This window comes from Agromyces sp. Leaf222 (assembly GCF_001421565.1).
Taxonomy (GTDB): domain Bacteria; phylum Actinomycetota; class Actinomycetes; order Actinomycetales; family Microbacteriaceae; genus Agromyces.
On the sequence record NZ_LMKQ01000001.1, the window covers coordinates 760359 to 784382 of the forward strand.

At 70.4% G+C, this 24024-nt stretch carries 12 protein-coding genes; 7 read left to right on the forward strand and 5 right to left on the reverse strand.

Annotated elements, in window-relative coordinates:
• Positions 1-12: 12 nt before the first annotated feature.
• Both ASE68_RS03305 and ASE68_RS03310 read left to right on the forward strand, forming a co-directional pair.
• On the forward strand, positions 13-714 hold the full coding sequence (locus ASE68_RS03305; protein WP_055855141.1) for an iron-containing redox enzyme family protein: 702 nt from the start codon (positions 13-15) through the stop codon (positions 712-714).
• The gene (locus ASE68_RS03310; protein ID WP_055855143.1) at positions 714-1565 is read left to right on the forward strand and encodes a hypothetical protein; all 852 of its coding nucleotides are present in this window, start codon (positions 714-716) and stop codon (positions 1563-1565) included. The genes ASE68_RS03305 and ASE68_RS03310 overlap by 1 nt, the downstream gene beginning before the upstream one ends.
• A gap of 75 nt (positions 1566-1640) precedes the next feature.
• Here the strand turns inward: ASE68_RS03310 and ASE68_RS03315 are convergent, their stop codons facing one another.
• The 5 genes from ASE68_RS03315 to ASE68_RS03335 form a co-directional block, all read right to left on the reverse strand.
• On the reverse strand, positions 1641-3386 hold the full coding sequence (locus tag ASE68_RS03315) for a SulP family inorganic anion transporter (RefSeq protein ID WP_055855144.1): 1746 nt from the start codon (positions 3384-3386) through the stop codon (positions 1641-1643).
• A gap of 180 nt (positions 3387-3566) precedes the next feature.
• Entirely contained in the window at positions 3567-5786 is a 2220-nt protein-coding gene (locus ASE68_RS03320) for a family 43 glycosylhydrolase (protein ID WP_162238241.1), read from the reverse strand.
• A 163-nt stretch (positions 5787-5949) separates the two neighbouring features.
• The gene (locus ASE68_RS03325; RefSeq protein ID WP_157421527.1) at positions 5950-8133 is read right to left on the reverse strand and encodes a family 43 glycosylhydrolase; all 2184 of its coding nucleotides are present in this window, start codon (positions 8131-8133) and stop codon (positions 5950-5952) included.
• Positions 8134-8162: 29 nt separating this feature from the next.
• Positions 8163-11054: an immunoglobulin-like domain-containing protein gene (locus ASE68_RS03330; RefSeq protein WP_055855150.1), complete on the reverse strand. Its 2892-nt coding sequence runs from the start codon at positions 11052-11054 to the stop codon at positions 8163-8165.
• Between the two features lie 132 nt (positions 11055-11186).
• Positions 11187-14156: an immunoglobulin-like domain-containing protein gene (locus ASE68_RS03335; RefSeq protein ID WP_157421528.1), complete on the reverse strand. Its 2970-nt coding sequence runs from the start codon at positions 14154-14156 to the stop codon at positions 11187-11189.
• Between the two features lie 228 nt (positions 14157-14384).
• Here ASE68_RS03335 and ASE68_RS19755 point away from each other — a divergent pair, with 228 nt between their 5' ends.
• The 5 genes from ASE68_RS19755 (at position 14385) to ASE68_RS03360 (ending at position 23784) form a co-directional block, all read left to right on the forward strand.
• Positions 14385-17096, forward strand: a complete 2712-nt coding sequence (locus ASE68_RS19755) for a LamG-like jellyroll fold domain-containing protein (protein ID WP_082461943.1) — start codon at positions 14385-14387, stop codon at positions 17094-17096.
• Positions 17097-17132: 36 nt separating this feature from the next.
• Positions 17133-21287, forward strand: coding sequence for a beta-L-arabinofuranosidase domain-containing protein (locus tag ASE68_RS03345; RefSeq protein ID WP_055855153.1), 4155 nt, complete (start codon positions 17133-17135; stop codon positions 21285-21287).
• A gap of 484 nt (positions 21288-21771) precedes the next feature.
• Complete coding sequence (locus ASE68_RS03350; RefSeq protein WP_055855156.1) at positions 21772-22401, forward strand: hypothetical protein; 630 nt, start codon at positions 21772-21774, stop codon at positions 22399-22401.
• 70 nt (positions 22402-22471) lie between these two features.
• Positions 22472-23524, forward strand: coding sequence for a hypothetical protein (locus ASE68_RS03355; protein ID WP_055855158.1), 1053 nt, complete (start codon positions 22472-22474; stop codon positions 23522-23524).
• Positions 23521-23784 (forward strand): hypothetical protein, encoded by a 264-nt coding sequence (locus ASE68_RS03360; RefSeq protein ID WP_055855159.1) that lies wholly within the window; start codon positions 23521-23523, stop codon positions 23782-23784. Before ASE68_RS03355 ends, ASE68_RS03360 begins: the two co-directional genes overlap by 4 nt.
• Positions 23785-24024: the final 240 nt, after the last annotated feature.

Here is a 24024-nt window from a genome sequence, read left to right on the forward strand (position 1 = left end):
CCGAGGAGCAGCATGACCGACACGACCACCATCAGCACAGCGGATGCCGCGGCATCCGTCGCCGACAGCCTCGCCGACCGGCTGGCCGACGTCTGGGTCGAGCTCGAAGAGCGCCTCGCGCGGGTGCCCGTGCTCAGCCGACTCGAGGCCGGAACGGTGACCCTGCACGATTACGAGCGGCTGCTCTTCAACCTGCGCCAGCAGGTCGTCGACGGCTCGCCGTGGATCTCGCGGGCCGCGTCGAACTTCGACATCGACCACTTCGAGCTGCGCACCGCGGCGATCCGCCACGCCGAGGAGGAGCACCGCGACTACCTCATGCTCGAGCGCGACTACGTGGCGATCGGCGGGTCGCTCGCCGAGCTGCGCGCCGGCCGCAAGAACCTCGGATCCGAGGCGCTGTCGGGCTACATGTTCCACTACGCCGACCGGCCGAACCCCACCGGTCTGCTCGGCGCGATGTTCATCATCGAGGGGCTCGGGGCCAAGCGCGCGGCCGGGTGGGCCGAGCGTTTCCAAGAGGTGCTCGGGCTCGCTGACAACCAGGTGCACTTCATGCAGTACCACCAGGAGGCCGACAGCGAGCACACCGGTGCCCTCGAGGCGATCCTCACCTCCGGCATGATCGACGAGGCCGCCGCCGACGAGATCGTGCGCTGCGCGCAGGTCGTCGCCCGCCTCTACGCGCTGCAGTTGGAAGAACTGGACAGCTGATGGCCGAGCCCGTGCGATCCGACCCGAGCATGTGGGCGGCGGTCGCGGTCGACCCCGCCGTGCCGATCGATCGCGCGGTCGTGCGCAAGATCATCGCCGACCAGCGGCGGCTCTCGCGGCGCTGGCTGTACCCGCTCGCACGGCCGTTCTCGCGCGTCGTCGTCGCGCTCATCTCGGCCGTGAAGCGCGTGCTGCCGTTCCGGTGGATGCCGCTGGCCACGATGGACGCGCTCTGCATCTGGTACCTGCGACGGTTCGTCTCACCCGACGCCGTCGAACTGCTCATCCGGCACTTCGTCATCGAGACGAACCTCGTCAACTTCGTGCTGCGCAACACGGATGCCGCGATCCCGCCGGTCACGCTGCGACCCGTGAGCCTGGCCGAACTCGGCGACCACGCGGTCGTCGAGCACGACGTGAACGTCTACGACGTGCTCATCGCGCTCGACGGCGTGCCGCTGGCGCCGCCCTCGCCACCGGCCCGGCTCGACTTCGCGGAGCTCGACATCCCGCCCATCGATGCCGAACGGCGACGGCTGCGACTGCTGCGCCTCGACATCCAGACCGCCCTCTGCGTCATGAACATCCCGTTCTCGATGGCGCTCACGATGGAGGAGTATCGCCGGGCGGTGCACTCGATGCGGTTCGACGACTCGTTCCTCGAGATCCTGGCTGTGCTCTGCGACGACGACACGTTCCGGCACTGGAAGAACGGCGAGCTGACCGTCTGGATGGACTCCAACGTCGACGTACCCCGCATGGTCTATCGACACGCGCTCATCTGCGAGTACGCGCATGCACACCTCGTGAAGCTCGCGGCCGGAGCGGATGCGGCGGCAACCGAAGCCTGAACGCGGCCGTCGGGGCGCCTCATGGGCCTCGATCGCCGAGCTCATGCGGCCGTCGAGCTCACGCGTCCGCTGAACTCACGCGATCGTCGAACCGCTTGCGCCCGGAGGTGGCCCCGGGTGCTCGAGCTGCGCTCGCACCGCCCGGTCGACGTTGCCGTGGATGTTGTCGGCGCCGATGCGCTGCAGAACCCCGTCGCGAGCCAGCGTCGCGCTGACGACCGGCTTCAGGCGGGCGAGGCGGAGGGTGACCTCGGAGTCCTGGGCGAGCACGACGATGTCGTTCATCTTGGCGCACCCCTGCGAGTCGATGAAGTTGATGCCCGCGCAGTCGAGCACGATCCCGGTGAGGTCGGGCGTCGAGTGGATGATCTCGCGGACCCGGTCCTCGAGCGCATCGGAGGTTGCGAAGAACAGGCCGCCGTCCATCCGGATCACGACGACACCCGGGATCTGCTCGTCGGCGGGATGCTCGCTCATGTCGCGGAAGACCTGGGTGCCCCGCTGCCGTGCGAGGGTCGCGATGTTGGGATGCGTCGCGACTCCGATGAGCCAGAGGACGGACAGTCCGATGCCGATCATCACGCCCGCGAGGACGCCGAAGGTCAGGGTGCCGATGATCGCGGCGATGGCGATCCAGAAGTCGAAGGGCTGCACGCGGGCGAGACGGCGCATCTCGGGGATGTTGATCATGCCCATCACGACGGCCTCGATGATCAGGGCGGCGAGGACCGGTTTGGGCAGGCCCGAGAAGAGTGGCGCCAGCACCAGCAGGGTCAGCAGGACGGTGAGCCCCGAGGTGATCGACGCCAGTCCGGTTCGGGCGCCCGCGTGGTCATTGAGCGAACTCGCCGACAGGCTGGTCGAGACCGGCATGCCCTGGAAGAGGCCGGCCCCGGCATTGGCGACTCCCTGGGCGATCGACTCCTGGTCGATGTCGACCTGGTAGCGGTGCTTGGCAGCGAACATCCTCGCGTCGCCGGCGGTCTGCGAGAAGCCGATCAGCACGAGCGCGACCGCGGCGATCCCGACCGTGGCCGCGTTGTCCCACATGAGGCCGAGGTCGGGCGCCGCAAACGAGGGCAGGCCCCGCGGCACGTCGCCGACGAGCGCAACGCCGCGGGCCCCGAGATCGAGGAGCCACGAGGCGAGCAGGCCGCCGACCACGAGCACCAGCGCACCGGGCATCCGCGGCGCGACCCGGCCGACTCCGAAGACCACGACGAGCGACACGACCCCGACGATCAGCGTGGTCAGGTGCGTCTCGTCGAGCGTGCCGAACCACGACCACAGTTCCTGGATCGCGTTGGACCCCTCGGGGTCGGTGCCGGTGAGCTTCGGGAGCTCGGAGATGACCACGTCGACGGCGGCCCCGAACAGGAACCCGGTCACCACCGCCCGCGAGAGGAACTGCGCGATCCATCCCATCCGGAGCACGAACAGGAGCAGGAAGAGCACGCCCGATGCGAGCGTGATGCCCGCGACGAACGAGGCGATCTGCGCCTGGTCGGAGAGTCCCGTGGCGAGCACGGCGCTGCCCGCGACGGCCGCCAGCGCCGAACTCGGTCCCATGGAGATCTGGCGGCTGGTTCCGAAGATCCCGTACAGGATCGCGCCGGCCGCGGCTGCGTAGAGGCCGTTCTGCAGCGGCACCCCGGCGATGCCCGCATAGCCGAGGTTCTTCGGCACGATCAGGGCCGCGACCGTCACCCCGGCGATCAGGTCGCCCGCGAGCCACCGGCGGTCGTACCCGCGGATCCAGCCCAGCAACGGGATGAATCGGGCGACCCCGGGGTGCCGGTGCTGGTCGGGGGCGGCGGTCATCGCACGCGCTCCCGCTCGCCGACGTGGCCGTTCATGGATACATCATGGCCGGTCGGCGACGATCGGGGTAGGGCGACGGGTCGGATGTCGCGGCATCCGACCCGTCGTCGAACACCTGATCAGCGCGCGGCGGCGACCGCGAACTCGAGGAGGACGTCGGTGGACGGTCGGAGGTTCGGGTCAGCCGCAGCTCCGGGCGGCGTATCCGGCCGAGACCGTGTCGGTCGCCGAGGGGTCGGCACCAATCGCGGTGACGGTCGCCGCGCCGGTGGGCAGCGCGACGAGTCGGCTCGAGAAGCTCGCGCTGGCCGAGGCGCCGGCGGCGAGGGAGGCCACCTGCTTCGTGCCGTACGGCGTCTGGATGTCGACGGCGACGGGCTCGTCGGAGCCGTTCGTCGCGGTGACCGCGAGCACCGCCTTGCCGGCGACGCACCGGCTGGTCGCCACGGCGGACACCTCGACCTGCCCGCCGATCAGCTGCGGCGCGACGCTCGTGAGCGTCGGCTGCACGACCTGGAAGAGTCCGTCGGCCCCGATCGTCAGCTTGTCGATCGTCGTCTCGCGGTGGGTGCCGTCGCCGTTCGGCATGGCGAAGCGGTGGTACGCGATGTACCAGTCGTCGGTGCCTGGCACGTTGATGATCGAGCTGTGTCCGGGGCCCTTGATGCCGAGCGAGAGGTCCTTCGCCAGGATCACGCCCCGGTAGGTCCACGGTCCGGTGACGCTCGTCGAGGTGGCGTAGCCGACCCGGTAGTTCTCCGAGCCGGTGTCGTCGATCGAATAGGTCAGGTGATAGAGCCCGTCGCGGTAGTTCAGGAACGTGCCCTCGCGGAACGAGGTGAGCCCGCTGATCGCCGCGATCGTGCCCGGCTTCAGCGAGAGCATGTCGTCGCTCAGCTCGGCGAAGACCGGGCTGCCGTTGCCCCAGAAGAGGTAGTACTTGCCCGACACCGGGTCGTGGAACGCGGCCGGGTCGATGGCCTGGCCCGACGTGACGGCCTCGTTGTTCAGCACCATCGCGGTCGGCTGGGCGGTGAACGGACCCTCGGGGCTGTCGGCCACGGCCACGCCGATCGTCTTGCGGTTGAGCGACGCGTTGTGCCCGCTGAAGTAGAAGTAGTACTTGCCGCCGCGCTCGATGATCGTGGGGGCCCAGGCATTGCCCGTGGCCCACGGCACGTTGCCGTTCGCGCCGTCGAGGGTGAGGAACGGTTGGGCGGATCGCGTCCAGTTCACGAGGTCGCCCGACTTCCACACGTAGAAGTCCTTGCCTCCCCAGCCGGCGGTGCCGTCGGTCGTCGCGTAGATGTAGTACGTGTCGCCGAACACCGCGATGTTCGGATCGGCGTACAGCCCCGGCAGCACGGGGCTGTTCACGGACTGGGCCGACAGCGTCCAGGTCGAGGTCGCGCCGCCCTGCGCCGTGAGGGTGTACGTGACCGGCGAGGTGAGGTCGACCGTCGTGCCCGACGCGGGGGAGACGGTCACGCCCGCGGCGGCGACGAACGTCGGGGCGAGCGCCGAGACATCCGTGGCCGGCTTCACCGGGAGGATCGCCGTGTGCGTCGTGCCGTTCACGATCGCGCCGAGCTTCAGCTGCGTCGGGTCGGTCAGCGAGAGGTCCGTCAACTGGTCGGTCGCGCCGGCATTCGTGAGCACCTCGGATGCCGAGAGGGCCCGGTCGAACACCTGCACGTCGTCGAACGATCCCTTGAAGTACTCGTCGGCCGCGTAGAGCGACTTGCCGAGGTAGCCGTACTGGTTCGAGCCGAGACCCGCCACCGTCGTGCTCAGCGCCGCGTTCTCGCCGAGCTTCGCGCCGTCGACGTAGACGGTCATCTTCGTGCCGTCGAACACCACGTCGTAGTGGTGCCATGCCCCGTTCGTGGTCGCGCCGGTGACGGCCGACTCGTTCTGCCACGATGCCTTCGTGATGGCGCTGCGCACCTCGGCCCCGCGCAGTCGAAGGTAGTAGTAGTTCGTCGTGTCGGTGCCGAAGGCGAACGTGAAGAAGTTGCCGCTCGTCTTCTCGCCCTTCACGTCCATCGAGACGGTCATGTTCGTGCGGCCGTCGAAGAAGCCCCGCGGGAACGCCGCGAAGCCGTTCGTCGTGCCGTCGACGCGGAGCACCTTGCCCCGATCGGCGTCGGTCACCACGGCTGCGGTGCCTGAGGCGGTCAGGTCGGCCGCACCGACCCCGTCCTGCAGCGTGCCGTCGTCGAACGAGTACGACGCGATCGGCTCGAGTGGCGCCGGCGTGTCGGCCACGGCAGGCATGCCAGCGAAGAGGGTCGACGCCACGGCGGCGCCGACGATGACGGATGCCGCGGCGGTACGCCGGGCCTTGGTGCCGCGCGCGTGCCGCGCGGGGGTTCGATCACTGGGTTCGGAAGAGCGCATCATCGGTCTCTCTGTTCGTTCGGTTCGGTTCGGTTCGGTTGGGTCTGGTCGGTGGTCGGTGGTCGGTGGTCGGTGGTCGGTGGTCGGTTCGGGGCCGGTCGCGACGAAGGCGCCGCCCCCGCGGGGGAGACGGCGCCTTCGTCATCGCATCGCTTCGGATGCCTCAGCAGCCCGCCGCCGCATACGCCGCCGTGGTGCTCAGCGAGCGGCCCGCGGTGCCAGGGTCGGTCGCCGTGACGGTCACGGTGCCGGCGGTGATCGTCTTCGCGCGCGTCGAGAACGACGCGCTGGCCGACTCGTCGGCGTCGAGGGTGAACGACTTCGCCCCCGCGGTGCTCGTCGCGGTGACCTCGAGCGGGACCTCGTCGGCGTTGCGCACCGTGGCGACGACGACCGCCTTGCCCGCGACGCAGCGCGTCGAGGCGGTCGCCTCGATCGCCGCCGGGGCGACGGGGTCGGCCGCGACCGAGGAGACCCGGTACCGCTGGCAGTCGTTGTTCAGCACGCTGTACTGGTGGATGCGGGTGCCGTCGGATGCCGCGCAGAACGAGAGGTCGAGCGCCTTCAGGCTTGCGCCGTTGCGAAACTCGACGACCCCGTCGTTGCTGACGAGTACCCGCCAGGTGCTTCCGGCGACGCCGCAGGCGCCCTGCGTGACGGTCGCCGAGTCGGCCGAGGAGCCGCCCGTGACCGACAGGCACTTCGCCGGTGCCGAGCCCAGGTGGATCTCGGACTCGCCGTTCGCCGCGGCCGTGAACGTCACGCCCTGGCATGCGGCGCCGACGTACTCGCGCTGCTGCAGGATCGCGCCGTCGGCGGTCGAGCAGCTGGGCAGGTCGAACGACTTGCCCGAGGCCATCGAGGTCACGACGACCGATCCGGCGGGGCGCAGCGCCCAGTCCTGACCGGCCGATGCGTTCGCGGTCGCCTGCACGACCGCGGACCCGGCCGCGGTGGCGGCCGCCGTGTCGAGCACCTTGCCGCTGGTGCGGCTCGTGAGCGTCGACCAGCCGCCGGTCGTCTGGGCGACCGACCACTGCTGGCAGCCCGTCGTGACGAACGGCGTCTGCACGACACCGGCCCCCTGGCCAGTGCCGCAGTCGACCGGGCCCAGCGACGTGCCGCTCACGGCGTTCACGATGCGCAGGTACCCGTCACCCGTGGTGTCGAGCACGAACCGCGCCCGCGACGAGGCGCAGTCGCCCTGCACGAGCGCCGCGCCGGCTGCGGCGGACGGCACCGTGGCGCAGAGCCCGGTGCTGCGGCTCACCAGGTTCCACCTGGCGCCCTCGACCTGGGCGGTGATCGGCGCGTTCTCGCCGCTCGGCACGGCCACCTGCGTGGTCGTGGGCTGCGGAACGCCGAAGTCGGGCTCACCGGCATCCGTCCAGTCCACGATCTGCGCGCGTGCCGAGCGCTCACGACTGCAGCCGCCGTCTGCGCGGGCGTTGGCGTGGTAGAGGTTCCACGTCTCGGTGCCGTCTGGCGACTCGAAGAAGTCGTTGTGGCCGGTGCCGTAGACGCCGTTCGCCTTCGAGAAGACGGGGCCGTCGCTCTTCTGCCACGAGGCCTGCAGCACGGGATCGCCGCCGAGGTACTCGAGCGTGCCGAGCTGGTAGTCCTCGGTGCCGCAGAAGCTCGCCGAGTAGACGATCCACGTCTTGCCGTCCTTCTGCAGCGGGATCGGACCCTCGTTCACGGGCTGGCCGATGACCTCCCAGCTCTCGGTGGGCTGCGACAGGATGTTGAGCGCGCCGGTCGCGGTCCACGGGTTCGCCATACGGGCGATGTAGTTGCTCTGCAGCCCGTCGGGCGCGAACGCCGACCAGGTCACGAACAGCTCGCCGTTCAGCTGCAGGTAGGCCCCGTCGATGTTCCAGTCGTCGGTCGGGATCGGACGGCCCTTGTACGTGTACGGCCCCATCGGGTCGTCCGCCGCGCTCTCGATGACCTGCAGGTGCTGGGTGCCGTAGTTTCCCGAGACGCCCATCGTGTACATGAGGTACCAGCGCCAGCCGTTCGGCCCCTCGAGGCGCTGCAGCTCGGGCGCCCACATGTTGCCGTTGCGCCCGGTGTTGGTGTCGGAGTAGACGACCACCGGCTTGGTGGTGCCGAGCCCGGCGAGCGTCGGCGCCTTGCGCATGACGACCTTGTTGTCCCACGTCGTCGACACCATGTAGTAATTGCCGTCGTGGAACTCGATCGTCGGGTCGGCCGTGTCGGGCGCGAGCGGATTGGTGAACGTGTCGGACCCGATCGCCTCGGCCGCGGGCGCCTGCGCGGCGTCGAGGGCGGTGAGGCCCGTCACGCCCCCGATCGCCAGCGCGGCGACCAGGGCCGTGTGCATCAGGTTCCGGATGCCGCGGGGCGCGCGCCTCAGCACGAGCGGCCCTCGTACGAGGCGGTGACCGCCACGCCGTCGACCGTCGCCGTGACCTGCCCGGCGGGCACGGTCGCGAGGCGGCTCGAGAACGTGATGGACTGCGTCGCACCCGCGGCGAGCGTGATGGTGCGCTCGCCATAGGCCGACGAGACCGCGACGCTCGCGCTCTGCGATGCCCGGTTCGTCGACTTCGCGACGAGCGTGACCTTGCCGGCGACGCAGCGGGTCTCGGCGGCCACCTCGACGCCCGGCGTGACGGTCACGGTCGCCGTGACCGGCATCCGCGAGTCGTCCTGCGCGACGCCGCGCACGGTGAACGTGCCGGGGGCCGCGTAGTCGCCGGCGGGCACGGACGCCCAGACGACGTCGGCCTGCTTCGCGCTGCCGTCGGCCGTCGTGAGCGAGGCCTTCGGCAGCACCGGCGCGACACCGGCTCGGGTGGTCACCGTGATCGGGTCCACCTCGGCGACGGCGACGGCCGGGGCGTACGCCTCGAGCACCTTCTGGTACTCGGCGCGCGTCACCGGGATCACGGTGCCGTGTCGCGGCTTGCCGCCGTCGCTGTTCTGCGGCAGGTTCGCCCGCAGCGTCGTGCCGAGCGGCTGCCACGACGATCCGTCGGCGATGTCGCCCGACCCGAACGGGATGTAGTGGTTCGGACCGCCGTGGTACGACGGCTGGTCGATGAAGAGGTACCACTCGAAGCCGTTGACGTCGCCGGGGTTCGACGGGAAGATGCTCGGCCCCTCGCCGCTCGAGTACGTTCCGCCGGGCTCGCCGTTGGGCAGTCCGGTCGCGATCTTCTCCTTCACGAGCGTCCACTGGTCGGCCGCGCCGGAGGTGCCGGGCAGCGTGCCGCTGATCGTGGCGAGCAGGTCGGTCGACTTCTCCTCGCGGATCGTCATCGACGCCTCGTCCTTGGTGAACCGGTAGAAGATGCCGTCCTGCTCGGCGACCGTCGAGTCGATGAGGCCGAGGCCGGTGCCGCGCTTGACGTCGGACCAGACCTGCGGCTCCGAGAAGGTGACGAAGTCGTCGGTCGTGGCGTAGACCATGCGGTTGTAGGTGACGGCCGTGCGCGACGCCGGGTTGGTGTCGGGGTAGAGGTTCGACGCCCAGAACACCACGTAGCGGCCGAGCTCGTCGTCCCAGTACGCCTCGGGCGCCCAGGTGTTGCCGGCGTAGGGCGTCGAGACCTGGATGTGCCGCTGGTTCGACCAGTTGACCAGGTCGGTCGACTCCCACACCTCGATCGCGAGCGAGCCCGAGATCTGCGCCGTCGTGAAGCCGCCGGCGAGTCCGGCGACCTTCAGGTCGGTGGCGAGCATGTAGAACTTGTCACCCTCGTGCGAGCGGATGATGAACGGGTCGCGGAGGCCCGTGGTGCCCTGCGTCGAGGTGAAGATCGGCTCGCCGTCGTTCAGCGTGTTCCAGCGCAGTGCGTCGTTGCCCTTGGAGGCCGCGAGGCTGACCCGTTCGGCGCCGGCGCCCTCACCGGTGAAGAACGCCCAGACGTAGGCCTCGGGGTCGGCGTCGGTCGTCGGCAGGGCGGGCACCGTGAGCGTGAAGCTGCGCGTGGCCGTGGCGCCGCCGCGCGTCGCGGTCGCGGTCAGCGCGACCTCGGCGTCGTCGGCGGGGCGGGTGATCGCGATCGTCGCGGTGCCGGCCTTGACGCCGGCGCGCGTGGTCGCGACCTCGTCGCCCGACGTGACGGTCCAGGCGATGGCCGAGCCGTTCGCCCCGACCGTCGGCACCGAGAAGCTCGTGCGCACGTCGTCGGTGCCGGCGAGTTCGACGGCCGCGAGGTCGGCGTCGACCTTGGCCTGGTCGCTGAGCTGCGCCGGCACGGTCACCGGGTAGTCGCGGGTCTGGGTCGCGCCGCCGGCGGTGAACGTCGCGGTGAGCGTCACCGCGGCGTCGGTCGAGCCGGGCGCCGGGCGGGTCACCGTGGCGGCTCCGCCCGAGACGGCGATCGCCGCACCGTTCGATGCCCACGAGATGGCGGCACCGCGCTTGGCGGTCGGCAGCGTGAAGTCGGCCGTCGCGGTCGCGGGCACGGTCACGTCGGCGACTGCGCCGGCGAGGGCCTGCTCGGCGTAGACCTGCTGCACCGTTGCGGCGTCGAGCGCCTCGCCGTAGACCGCGTAGTCGTCGACCGAGCCGGCCCAGCCGGCGTCGTTGTAGGTCGAACGGCCGAGGTACGACACGAGGTTCGCGCCGAACGACGACACGTCGCGCGCGATCGTCACCTGCCCGATCTGCGTGCCGTTCACGTAGACGGTGAGCTTGCCGGCCACGCCGTCGATGACGGTCGTGTAGAGGGCCATGCCTGCAGGCGTGCGGATGCCGGTCGTGGCCGAGTTCGTCGCACCCGGGCCCACCTCGGTGCCCCACGGGGCGCTCGCGCTGGCGGTGTTCGTCAGCGCGGACTTCACGTAACCGCTCGGGTTGGTCGGGTTGAGCAGCCAGTAGGCGCTCGAGTACGAGGCACCGGATGCCACGGGCGCGCCGAGGAAGGCGGCCGCCACGTTCGCGGGGCCCGAGCGGTTCTCGAGCCACGTCGAGACGGTGACCTGCTTCTTGCCGACGAGGCCGGCGGTCGGAATCTCGAGGTAGGCGGCGGTCGCACGCGCACCGCCCGGCAGCGACAGGGCGCCGCCGTCGACGGTCGCGCCGGCCTGCTTGATGACGCCGTCGTTGCCGTTGCCCGAGGCGTCGGCGACGACCCCGGAGGTGGCGGCGTCGAACGTGTAGTGGATCAGCGGGGCGGGAGCCGGGGCGGCGCCCGCGGCCTGCGGGGCGAGCGCCCCGGCCGCGGCGAGGGCGGCGGTCACCGCGATGGCGGTGGCCCCCGTTCGCATCTTCCGCACGAAGGTGTCGCGCATGTCACTCCTTTGTGGTGGTGCCGTGGTGGTGGTCGAGTCCGGTGGTGCAGTCGTGGTGGTGGTGGTGGTGATGGTGGTGGTCGAGAGGGCGGGGCCGGATGCCTCGGCGGGCCGCCGAGGCATCCGGACCGCTCAGCCGCAGTTGGCGGCGGGGGTGGGGAAGGTTCCCTCGAAGGTGGAACCGTCGGCGGCGCTGCCCGTGAGGGTGAGCGTGCCGGCGGGGATCGACGCGGCGCGCGTCGAGAGGGCCGTCGAGACCGAGGCACCGGCGGCGAGCGTCAGGTTCTTGCCGCCGTACGGGGTCTGCAGCACGGCGTCGGCGCGCTGGTCGTCGACGTTGCGCGTCGTGACCACGAGCTGCACCTTGCCGGCGACGCACCGGGTCGCGGCGGTGGCCTCGAGCTCGAGGCCGCCCTGCAGCTCGACGGATGCCGAGGTCGAGGCGGCGACGAGGCCGTCGGCGTAGCCGTCGTACTCCGCGGTGACCGAGGCCACGCCCGCCGGCACGGTGACCGTCGCCGAGCCGTCGTGCAGTGCGACGGTCTTGCTCCAGTCGCCGCCCGAGAAGGTGACCGTGCCCACGACGTCGCCGCCGTCTGCGGCCGTGACCTCGGCCTCGACATCGCGGCCGTCGGCCGTCAGGTCGGTGGTCGAGTCGACGGCGGTGATGCCGGTCCAGTCGTGCATGGCGGTGAGCACCGTCTGCGGCACGCTGACGAAGGCGCCGTGGCGCGGGCTCGCGGGCAGGCCGCCGACGGGGCGGACGTTCCAGTTCGCGCGCTGCGAGAGGCGATCGCTCTGCGAGCTCGAGGCGATCTCGGCGCCCGTCGTCGCGAACGCCCGGTAGCCCCCGGCGCCGTAGTTGTCGACGAGGAACACGTAGCCGTCGCCGCTCGCGTTGTTCGGGTCGCCCTCGTTGAGCTTCACGATCTCGGGGCCTTCACCCGACTGGCCGGTCTCGAGGCTCGTCATGCGGGTGTCGGTGAGCTGCCAGGTCTGGCTCGGGTCGGCGTTCCAGCTCGACGCGGTCGTCGGTGCGGTGAGCACCTTCGAACGCTCGAGGAAGATGTCCTTGCCGGCCTCGAGGGTGCCGGCGGCGCCGCTCTCCTCGTTCTTCGTGAATCGGTAGTAGTAGTCGTCGATCTTCGTGACGGTGGAGTCGATGCGGGCGTATCCGGTGTCCTGCCAGCTCGCGGGCGGCGAGGTGAAGGTCTTGAAGTCGCGGGTCAGCACCTGGAACATGCGCGCGTACAGCTTGTCGCTGTTCGTGTGCGAGGCGTCGGAGTACAGGCGCGAGGCGAAGAACACCACGTAGGACTGCAGCTCGTCGTCCCAGTACGCCTCGGGCGCCCAGGTCATGCCGGCGGCGGGCTGGTTGATCGTGATGCCCGTGTTCTGGCCGTTCGTGCGGGTCCAGTGCACGAGGTCGGTCGACTCCCACACCTCGATCTTGAGGCTGCCCTCGGACTGGGCGGGGCCCCATCCGGTGCCGCAGCTGATGCAGAGGTCGGTGGCCACCATGTAGTACTTGTCGCCGTCGTGCGAGCGCAGGATGTACGGGTCGCGGAGGCCCTTGGTGTCGGCCGTCGAGGTGATCACCGCGGCACCGCCGTTGACCGGCGAGAAGGTGAAGAAGTCGTTGCCCGAGGTCGCGGCCTGGTAGATCTTCTCGTCGCCGTCGGACTTGAAGTACGCGGAGGCGTAGCCGGCGTCGGGGGCGGAGCGGGCGTGTTCGGCGACCGTCACCGTGAACGACTTCTCGACCGCGGTCGACCCGAGCACCGCGTGGGCGGTGAGCGTGACGGTGCGGTCGCCGTCGCCGTAGGCGGGCCTGGCGACGAGGCCGCCGCCCGCGAACGGGTCGGCGGAGCCCACGGCGGGCGCCGCGTACCCGGCATCGGTCGGGGTGACCAGTGCGGGGTCGGACGAGGTCCAGGTGATGGCCGCGCCGTTGACGGAACCCTTGGTGACGAGCGGCAGGTTCTCGGTCGTGCGCGAGGCGAGCGAGATCGCGTCAAGGTCGGCCGAGGGCGAGGCGGCGAGCACGGTGAACGCGAAGGTGATCACCGTGCCCGTCGGGGTGGTGGCCGTGACCGTCACCGGGGTGTCGGTCGTGACGGTGCGCGAGACCGCACCCGTGTTCGAGATCACCGCGGTGTTCTGCGAAGCCCACGTCAGGGCGACGCCGTTCGAGGACGCGGGGAAGGTCAGGTTGCGCGTGACCTGCGAGGCGGAGGGGTTGGCCCCCAGCACGGTCGGCAGCAGGTCGGCACGAAGCAGCGCCTCGTTCGCGGCCGCCTTCGCGGCGGCGGTCGGCATGCTCTCGGCGACCTGCGGCTGGGTCAGCGCGACATCCCAGAACTTGACGTCGGTGACGTCGGCCTGCACCAGCGCGTCGCCCGTGTAGAGCGAGCGGCCGAGGTAGCCGAGGGTCGTGCCGGTCGGGATGATCGAGCTCATCGCGTAGGTGTGCGTGACCGTCGAGATCTGCACGCCGTCGCGGTACAGCGTGAGCGCGTTGCCGTTGCCGACGAGGGTCAGCGTGGAGAAGCCGGGGTTCAGGCCGCCGCCGTTCGGCAGGCGCACCTCGCCGTTGGCAGTGGCCGACTTCACCCGGATGCCCGAGAGCACGGCGTTGCTGTAGGCGGATTCGCCCGATCGCGGGTTGACGAACACGTGGTTGCCGAGCGCGGTGGTGTTCCACGCGCCGACGCCGTCGCCGATGACCCAGCCGAACTGGTTCGTGGCGGTCTGGGTCGCGACCGTGTACTCGACCGTGAAGGCGTTGTCGGTGCCGGTCACGAGGCCCTTCGGAAGTGCGGCGTAGCCGTCCTTCTTGAACCGCAGCACGGCGTCGCCGGCGGCATCCGCGAACGAGGCGTCGGTGAAGCCCGTGAGCGCGGCGTTGCGCCCGTTGCCCGAGATGTCGAGCAGCTGGTTGCCGGCGTGCGTCATGTCGTAGTGGGCCGTGACGGCGGGCAGTTCGGCGGCCGAGGCCGAGAGCGGCACGGCCATGCAGAGCCCGGTGACCATGGCCCCGGTGAGGGCGGCGGCGAGCAATCGCCGCGACCGGGAAGGTGGGAGGAGGGCGGACGGGCGCATGGATCTCCTTGGAGTCGCCATTGACGAGGATCCGGCGAAGAGCGCCGGAACGCCTGAATGTTACCGGACACATTTCGAGATGCCAAGGGTGCGCAGCAGAGAGAAATCCTCACGTCGAATCTCTGGCGAGCCGTCTCGAGGGTGTGCTAGGTTCGCGCCGTTACCGGTAACAAACGCTTGTCACCGGACCCAGCCCGTCAACGAAGCCGAAGGCTCGAGGAGCTCTCAATGTCGAAGCACGCCGTCATCACCCGCGCCCTCCGCGCCGGTGGACTCGCGATCGGGGCGGCCATCGCCGCCACCGCGCTCGTCGCCGCACCGCTCGCCGCACCCGCACCCGCAGACGCCGCGACCACCGCCGCGACCACCGCCACGACGGCCACCGCACCCCGCAACGGGCTCCTGGCCGAATACCTCTTCACGCAGACGACGGGGGCCAGCGTGCCCAACTCGGCCGGGGGAGCATCGGCGGCGGGCGCGGCATCCGTCGTCAACGGAACCGACGCGCTCTGGACCGGTTCGTCGCTGAAGTTCACCGGCGGCGCGAAGACGAGCACCGCCGACTGGGTGCGGCTGCCCGACGGCCTGCTGGCGGGCAAGCAGTCGGCCACGATCACCGTCGAGACGAAGTTCGACGCCTCGATGCTCACGACCTTCAACTTCCTCTGGAACATCGGCAGCGACAGCACCACCTCGTACTTCTTCGCGTCGATGCGCGACAAGGCGCGCGCCGCGATCACCACCGCGAGCGCCGGAGGCGAGGCCAATGCCAGGGCGACCGCCTCGCTCGCCGCCGACCGCTGGTACAGCGTCACGACCGTGCTCGACGGAGCGGCCGACACGCTGGCCTTCTACATTGATGGCGTCAAGGTCGGCCAGACCGCGACGACCCTCGAACCGTCGTCGATCACGACGCAGACGGTCAACGCCATCGGCCGCTCGCCCTGGCCCGACCCGTTCTACAAGGGCGAGGTCTCGGCGTTCCGTGCCTACGACCGGGCGCTCTCCGCCGCCGAGGTCGCGGCGGTCTCCGACGCCGACGCCGGCGCGCACGCCTCGACGTTCGCGGCGAGCGCCCAGGCCGCGCTCGACGCGATCCAGCCGATCGCGCTGACCGACTCCTCGATCACGCTGCCCACCTCGTCGGCCGCCGGCCTCAGCTGGTCGGCACCCTCGGCCGGGCTCGCGCTCGGCGCGAGCGGGAGGACCCTGCAGGCCGTGCAGCCGGCCCCGGGCTCGCCCGCGGCGAGCGGCACGGTCACCGCGACGGCCACCGTGCGCGGCGTGAGCGCCTCGAAGCAGATCCCGGTGAGCGTCTCGCCCGCCGCGGAGGCGACGGATGCCTACGGTTACCTGCTCGTGCACTTCATCGAGGACTCCGCCGGCTACGCCGAGAAGATCTACCTCGACGTCTCGCGCGGCGACGACCCCGAGCAGTGGGACCCGCTGAACGACGGCAAGCCGATCCTCGCCTCGCAGCTCGGCACCACCGGCATCCGCGACCCGTACCTGACCTTCAACCCCGAGACGAAGACGTACTACATCATCGCGACCGACCTGCGCGTGTTCGGCGGCGACGGGGGCTCGGGCTCGTGCACGAGCTGGTGCTACTGGACCAAGAGCGCCAGCACGAAGCTGCTCGTCTGGGAGTCGACCGATCTCGTGAGCTGGGGTGCGCCCCGCAGCATCGACGTCTCGCTCGACGCGAGCGGCGCCGAGGTCGCCGAGCTCGGCATGGCCTGGGCGCCCGAGGCGACCTGGGTCGACGACTACTACCCCGACGGCCGCGGCGCGTTCGTCATGTACTGGGCCTCGAACGTCTACCAGAACCCCGAGCACACCGGCACGAGCTACAACCGGGTGCTGTGGGGCGCCACGACCGACTTCACGCAGGCGACCTACGCCTACGGCGGGCCGTTCGTCGACCCGGGTGCGAACGCGATCGACACGACGATGATCCAGGACGACGGCACGACCTACCGCATCACGAAGGACAACGGCCTCGGCAAGGGCATCTACATGGAGTCGACCACCGCCGCCCGCTGGTGGGAGTCGGGCACCACGTGGACGCAGCTCCAGACCAAGATCGGCGCGGCGTGGGCCGGCGGCAACGCGGGCGGCGTCGAGGGCCCCGCGGTCTTCAAGAGCCACAGCGAGAACCGCTGGTACCTCTACGTCGACGTCATCCCCTCGACGGGCTACCGGCCGATGACGACCACCGACCTCGACGCCGGGTGGACCCAGCTCAACGACCCCGGCTTCTACATGGCCCCCAGCACCAAGCACGGCGGCGTCGTCTCGCTGACCAAGGCGCAGTACGACACGGTCAGGGCAGCGGATGCCGCATCCGCCGTCTCGACCGACCTCGGGTCGTTCGAGGTCGCCGAGGGCAGCGACGCGGGGGCCCTCGTCGACGCACTGCCCGAGACCGCAGAGGTGCGCCTGGCCTACGACCGCGGAACGGCGACGCGACCGGTCACGTGGGACGCGGCATCCGTCGACCTCACCACCCCCGGCACCTACCCGGTCACCGGAACCGTCTCGACGTTCTCGGCGAACCTCGACACGTGGACCGGCGCCGGCGGGTCGACCGCCTGGAACGCGCCCGATCGGGTGCTCTCGAGCAGCCGCGCCGTCACCGTGGCGGCCGCCGTCGGGGTGACTGCCGCCCCGGCCGGGCCGTCGTTCACCGTGCAGGCCGACACCCGCTGCGTCGCGGGCAAGGCCGTGCTCGTGACCCAGGTCGCGAACACCGGCGACGCGCCGGCCGAGATCGCGGTCGCCACCCCGTACGGCTCGAAGACCGTCCAGGTCGCCGCCGGCAAGGCGTCGAGCCAGACCTTCAGCACCCGACTCGCCTCGATCCCCGCGGGCGAGGCGGTGGCGACGTCCGCCTCCGGCTCGAAGACGGGCGCCTTCGCGGCCCGCAACTGCAACTGACCTGCACCTCCTGATCACTCCGGAAGGACACCTCCCATGGTGAAACTGGCACGCACCGTCGCGCTCGCCGCAGTCGGCGCGCTCCTCGGCGGACTCGTCACCGCCGCGGCCGCACCCGCGGCCATGGCCGCGACCGACGACCTCAGCATCGAGTCGTCGAAGGTGCTCGAGCTGAAGCTCGACGGCGCTCTCGCCGACAGCAGCACCAACGCCGCCGCCGTGAGCCTGCAGCGCGGCACCGCCGCGTACGCGACCGGCATCCACGGCCAGGCGTTCTCGTTCAACGGCTCGACCGCGCTCAAGCTCGGCACGGCGTCGTACCTGCAGCCGCAGGACCTCACGGTCTCGTTCTGGTACAACCCCAGCGCGGCGATGAGCGCCGAGCAGGTCTTCGCCTGGAGCAAGACGGTCTACAACTCCGACGGGTGGTACCTCACCTCCGAGAGCAACACGACCCCGCTCGCGCTGTCGATCGGGCCCTCGACCGGGCAGCCCTACAAGGTGGCCGTCGACGCCGACCGGGCGAGCTTCTTCCCGGCCGGGCAGTGGACCCACGTCGTGGCGACCTACGACCACGCGACCAAGGCCGTCGCGTTCTACCGCAACGGCGTGCTCCAGCAGGCGAACGTGAAGACCCCGGTGAGCGCGAGCGCCTCGGGCGTGCTCGGATCCGAGGGCACGAGCACCAAGACCCTCGGGTACAACGGCCCGAACTACAACGGCTCGTACCTGAACGGCCGGCTCGACGACTACGCGCTCTACAACGGCGTCGCGACCGTCGCCGATGTCGTGACGCTCACGCAGCGCAACGACCCCGCCTTCGACCCGGCGGCGGTCGCGCAGTCCGACCTCGCCGCGCTCTCGATCCCGGCCGATGCGAGCGTCGCCTTCGCCGTCCCGGCCGCCGGGCTCAAGGGCAGCACGATCGCGTGGAGCTCGTCCGACGAGTCCGTCATCGCGATCGACGGCGAGATGGCGCGCGTCACCCGGCCCGAGGCCGAATCGGCCGCGGTGCGACTCACCGCGACCGCGACCTACGGCGGCAGCGACCCCGTCACGCGCGAGTTCGACGTCGTCGTGCAGCCCGGAGCGGACGCCGTTTCGCAGTACCTCGACGACGCGGGCCTCGAGAACGTCACGGTCGCCGACGGCTACCTCGAGAACGCCAACACCAAGACCATCGACTACCTGCTGAGCCTCGACCCCGAGAAGTTCCTCTACTCCTGGTACGTGCAGGCGGGACTCACGCCCACCACCGCCGGCGGGTACGGCGGGTGGGAGCGTTCGACCGGCACCCGCTTCCAGGGCCACTTCTTCGGCCACTACGTCTCCGCGCTGTCGCAGGCGTACGCCACGACGACGGATGCCGCGGTCAAGGCGCAGCTGCTCGCCAAGCTCACCGCCGCGGTCGACGGTCTCAAGCGATGTCAGGATGCCTGGGCCGCCGCGAACCCCTCGAGCGCCGGCTACGTGGCGCCGTTCGCCCTGAATGCGCTGCCGAGCGGCCGCGACGGACTGCTCGTGCCGTTCTACAACCTGCACAAGGTGCTCGCGGGGCTGCTCGACGCCCACGCGTACGCGCCGCCCGCGGTCTCGGCGAAGGCCCTGTCGGTGGCATCCGGCTTCGGCACCTGGGTGAAGAACTACGCGGCGTCGCTCTCGAACCCCGCCGTCATCCTGAACACCGAGTACGGCGGCATGAACGAGGCCCTGTACGAGCTGTACAGCATCACGAAGAACCCCGTGCACAAGCGCGCAGCCGAGTACTTCGACGAGGTCACGCTCTTCCAGAGCCTCGCGAACGGGCAGGACGTGCTCAACGGCAAGCACGCCAACACCACGATCCCGAAGCTCGTCGGCGCGCTCAAGCGCTACACGGTGTTCATGGACGACCCCGACCTCTACGCCACGCTCACCCAGGCCGAGAAGGACGCCCTGCCGATGTACCGCACGGCGGCCGAGAAGTTCTGGCAGATCGTCATCGACGACCACACCTACGCGAACGGCGCGAACAGCCAGTCGGAGCACTTCCACGGCGCCGACACGCTCTACCAGTTCGCGACCAACGGCGTCACCACGGGCTACGGCGAGAACTCCACCGCCGAGGGCTGCAACGAGTACAACATGCTGAAGCTCAGCCACGCCCTCTTCGCCGTGACGAAGGACGTGAAGTACGCCGACTACTACGAATCGACCTTCATCAACACGATCCTCGCCTCGCAGAACCCCGAGACGGGCATGGTCACGTACTTCCAGCCCCAGACCTCCGGCTACGCGAAGGTCTTCGGCACCCGCCTCGACCAGTTCTGGTGCGACCACGGAACGGGCATCGAGAGCTTCACGAAGCTCGGCGACTCGATCTACTTCACCGACGCGACATCGGTCTACGTGAACCAGTTCCGCAGTTCGGAGTTGCGCTCCGAAGGGCAGAACCTGCGACTGGTGCAGACGGCCGACGTGCCGGCGAGCCCCGACGTGCACCTCGAGGTGAGCGCGCTCGACGGCGGAGCGGTCGCCGACGGCACCGTGCTGAAGCTGCGCGTGCCGGCCTGGGCGGCTTCGACCCCCACCCTGAAGGTCAACGGCGAGGCACAGGATGTCGCGGCGCTCACGAGCGACGGCTACCTCGAGCTCCCGGTCGCCGCCGGTGACGAGATCGACTACACCCTCGCCGCGCAGGTGACCATCGAGGATGGCACCGAGAACCCGAACTGGGTCGCCTTCAAGTACGGCCCGGTGCTGCTCGCGACCGAGCTCAGCCGCGACAACGTCGGCGCCAGCTACACCGCCGGCGTGCTCGTGGAGATGGGCGTCGCCGACACGTCCCTCAGCTCCGACGTGATCGTGGCCGACGCCGAGGCCTGGAAGGCCGACGCGGCGACGAGCATCGAGCGCATCGCCGACGGCGCGAACGCGAACGGCATGACCACCATGCGGTTCAAGCTGCACGGCGTCGACGCGACGTCGGCCGCGCTCACGTTCGAGCCGTACTACAGCCTGTACGACGCGCGGTACGCGACGTACATGACCCTGGTCGAGCCCGACTCCGCCGAGGCGCAGGCCCTGATCCTGAAGGGCAAGCAGCAGCTGCGAGCGGCCGAGACGACGATCGACTCGCTGACCTCGTTCGACGACAACAACAGCGAGGCCGACAAGAATTACCGGTTCGTCAACTCGACCGTCGGCGTCTACAACGGCCAGAGCTTCCGGCACGCGCCGGCGGCCGCCGGCGCCTACTTCCAGTACGACATGATCGTCGACCCGTCGCTGCCGAAGAACTACCTGGGCGCGCGGTACTACGGCGGCGACAACGGGCGAACGTTCGACGTGTACCTGAACGACGTGCTGCTGAAGCACGAGACGATCACGAACGCCGGCGGCGCCACGAACTGGTACATCCAGTACGACCAGATCCCCAAGGCGGTGCTCGACGGCATCGCCGCGAAGGACAGCTACAAGCGCGACCAGAACGGGCAGTTCGTGCTCGACGAGCACGGCGAGAAGATCCCGGTCGTGACGGTGCGCTTCCAAGGCAACGGCACGAGCTTCGTCGGCGGCCTGTTCGGCCTCTCCACCACCTCGTCGAACAGCTACGGCACGGCGGCCGAGCTCTCGAAGCTCGGGGTCGACGGCGGAACGCTGTCGCCGGCCCTGATCGCGGGAACGCGCGAGTACACGGTCACCGTGCCGCTCGATGCGACGAGCGTGAAGCTCGACTTCGACCCGGCCGTGCCGAGCGGACTCGTGCACGTCGACGGGATCCTCATCGACGACGCCGAGCCTCGCACCGTCGCCGTCGCGGCGGGCACGGACCCGACCACCGTGATCGTGAAGGCGTACGCGCAGGACCACACGACGAACGTCACGTACACGCTGACGATCGTGCGGGCCGCGCCGGAGCGCGAGCTGGCCGTGAGCGCCGAGGCGAGCGTCCGCTGCGTCGCGGGCAAGGTCGTGCTGGTCGTCAAGGCGACCAACGGCGACGACGTGCCGGTCGTGCTCGACGAGACATCCGCCTACGGAACCGCCACGGCCTCGCTCGCCGCGGGCAAGACGGTCTCGAAGACCTTCTCGACCCGGGTGGGCTCGGTCGCGGCCGGCTCGGTGACGGTCGCCGCCACGGCGACGGTCGACGGCGCGCAGGTCTCGACCGAGGTCGCGGCGGCGTACCCCGCGCTCGGCTGCGGCTGACCAGAGACCGGCGGCCGCCACCCTCACCCGGTGGCGGTCGCCGCACCACCGACCGATCCGCGTGACGCGGGACGCGATCACCTTCGCGTGACGCGATGAGGAACGAGGAGAGAACGGGATGAGACGAGCAGGAGGCGCGCCCATGGGTGCCGACGACGCCGTCGAGGCGCGTGAGCCCATGCGGCGCCGGCTCGTGATGTCGACGGGATCGGCGACCTCGTTCGAGGCGCGATCTGCGGCCGCGCGCGGGGGCGAGACCGCTCGTTCACGCGGACTTCGTCATCGGCTTGACGACGCCCGAGGGCGTGCTTATCCTCGTAATGTTCCCGTGAACATTTCGGGTTCCGACGCGGTCCCCGAGGGGACCGCCACCGGCAAGGGCGCCGACCTCGGTCGTATCCCCGAGCCTCATGAACGAACGTGTCAGCCCCCTGCTGCACGACGATTCGGCTCGGCGCACGCCGACCGAGAAACTGGAGGAATCATGATCAGCAAAGGTGCTGCAGCGCGTTGCGCGGCGGGAGTTCTCGGCGGGCTGCTGCTCGTGGGCGTGGGAAGCGCCGCGTTCGCGGCCTACCCCGATCCCGAGGGCAGCTCGGGCGTCGACGTGAAGGTCGACATCGCCGCGGTCGAGAACGGCGCACTGAGCCTCACGGTGGCGAACACCGAGACCGCACTGACCGAGACCGGCTCGACGGCCGAGTACCGCCAGTTCACCGGTGCCCTGCCCGACGTGACCGTCACCGACACTCGCGAGGAGATCCCCGCGGGCGCCTACTGGTACGTCACCGGCCAGGCCGGCAGCTTCGTCGGCGAGAACGGCCAGCCCGCGATCGGCGCCGACCACCTCGGTTGGTCGCCGGCGCTCGTCACCACCGGCAACGGCGAGGTGGCCGCGGGCGACGAGGTCGGCACGACCCTCGACGCCGGGCCGAACAACGTCGGCCTCACCGGCGAGGAGTTGCTCGCGCTCTCGCTCGACTCCGCGGCCTCGACCGCCGAGTCGGGCCAGTGGACGGCCAACGCCGACCTCGTGCTGAAGACCCCGGTCGACGTCGCGCCGGGCAGCTACACGTCGCTCCTGACGCTGTCGCTGTTCGAAGACTCGCTCTGACCCGATCCACCCGTGGTCGGGCCGGCGCGACACCGCCGGCCCGACCGCACCACCCCGACCAGGACTCGCCGTGATCCGAACCACCTCCCGCTCAGCGCTCAGTGCGCTGACCCTCGTCGCCGGGCTCGTCGCCGGCCTCGGCGCCGTGACGGCTGCGCCCGCCGCGGCCGAGGAGGGGGCCGCTGCGGTGTCGTGGTCAGTCTCGCCCGCCGACGCGTCCGGGCCCGACGGGCGAGTGGCCGTCGAACACGCCATCGACGCGGGGGCCGACGTGCAGGACGCCTTCGCGGTGCGCAACCTCGGCCCCGAGGAGGTCACCTTCCGTCTCGCGGCGGCCGACGGCTTCTACAACCGCAACGGACGCTTCGACATGCTGCCCTCCGACCAGACGTCGGTCGCGGCGGGCACCTGGATCGACGTGCCCGAGACCGTCACGGTGCCGCCGAGCGGCATGGTCGTCGTCCCGTTCACCATCACCGTGCCCGGCAACGCCGAACCCGGCGACCACGCGGCCGGCATCGCGGCATCCGTGCTCTCGGTCAAGGAGGGCGACGGTGCCGGGGTCGGCGTCGAGAGCCGCGTCGGCTTCCGGGTCATGACCAGGGTCACCGGCGAGCTCGCGCCCGCCTACTCGGTGACGAACGTCGCCGCCGACTACCAGACCTCGTGGAACCCGATCCGTCCGGGCAGCATCGACGTCTCGTTCGACGTGGTCAACGAGGGCAACACCCGCCTCGAGGTCGCCGGCGTGCTCGAGATCGCCGGCCGGAGCATCGCGTTCCCCGCCGAGACGGACCATCCGCAGGAGGTCCTCCCCGGGGAGACCCGTTCGTTCTCGCTCTCGGTCGACCAGGTCTGGCCGATGTTCGCCGTTCCGGGCGAGATCGTGCTCTCGCCCTCGGTGACGACCGCGAGCGGTGACGAGACCGCCGTCGACTCCTCATCCACGGCCGTGCTCGTCTGGGCCGTTCCGTGGCCCCAGCTCCTCCTGCTCCTCGGCATCGTCCTCATCGTGATGTCGCTGCTCTGGCGACGCGGCAGGTCCAAGCGTCGACTCGACACCATGCTCGAGGAGGCCCGCGAAGAGGGCCGCCGCGACGTGGTCCTCGAGGGACGGAGGTGATCGGCGGCCTGCTGCCGCACGTCGAGGGACTCCCGGTCGTCGGAGGGGAGACGACCGGTGCCGCCTCGTGGGGCGTCGCCATCCGGGTCGACATCCTGCCGCTGTCCTGCATCCGATCCTGCGGCCCCGAATCGCTTCCGCTCTCAGGATGGTCGGGTGACCTGCTGACCTGGGCATGCGTGCTGCTCGCCGGGGGAGCGGCCGCGCTGCTCCTGCGCACGGTCGCCATGCGGCATCCGCTCGGTCGAGCGCGCCGCTGATCCGAATGGGTCCGATCCGAACGGCTCCGATCCGAACGGATCCGATCCGAACGGATCGCACCGTCACCGTCACGTGAAGGCGGGAACCACTCACTCGAAGGAGAGGAGAGGAGCACCGCCCGCTCGATGCGTTCGCCGGCCCGCGCCGACGACCGCCTGCCGTACCGCGCGAGGTCGATCGAACGACCCGTGCGCGTTCCACCACCGTCGCGGCCGATCGCGGTCGCGAACACGATGCAC

Excerpts from the sequence above, each read along its gene's own strand:
- ASE68_RS03315 (WP_055855144.1), bottom strand. The coding sequence starts at position 3,386 with ATGACCGCCGCCCCCGACCAGCACCGGCACCCCGGGGTCGCCCGATTC.
- ASE68_RS03345 (WP_055855153.1), top strand. The coding sequence starts at position 17,133 with ATGGTGAAACTGGCACGCACCGTCGCGCTCGCCGCAGTCGGCGCGCTC.
- ASE68_RS03310 (WP_055855143.1), top strand. The coding sequence starts at position 714 with ATGGCCGAGCCCGTGCGATCCGACCCGAGCATGTGGGCGGCGGTCGCG.
- ASE68_RS03305 (WP_055855141.1), top strand. The coding sequence starts at position 13 with ATGACCGACACGACCACCATCAGCACAGCGGATGCCGCGGCATCCGTC.
- ASE68_RS03330 (WP_055855150.1), bottom strand. The coding sequence starts at position 11,054 with ATGCGCGACACCTTCGTGCGGAAGATGCGAACGGGGGCCACCGCCATC.
- ASE68_RS03320 (WP_162238241.1), bottom strand. The coding sequence starts at position 5,786 with ATGCGCTCTTCCGAACCCAGTGATCGAACCCCCGCGCGGCACGCGCGC.
- ASE68_RS19755 (WP_082461943.1), top strand. The coding sequence starts at position 14,385 with ATGTCGAAGCACGCCGTCATCACCCGCGCCCTCCGCGCCGGTGGACTC.
- ASE68_RS03325 (WP_157421527.1), bottom strand. The coding sequence starts at position 8,133 with ATGCACACGGCCCTGGTCGCCGCGCTGGCGATCGGGGGCGTGACGGGC.
- ASE68_RS03335 (WP_157421528.1), bottom strand. The coding sequence starts at position 14,156 with ATGCGCCCGTCCGCCCTCCTCCCACCTTCCCGGTCGCGGCGATTGCTC.
- ASE68_RS03350 (WP_055855156.1), top strand. The coding sequence starts at position 21,772 with ATGATCAGCAAAGGTGCTGCAGCGCGTTGCGCGGCGGGAGTTCTCGGC.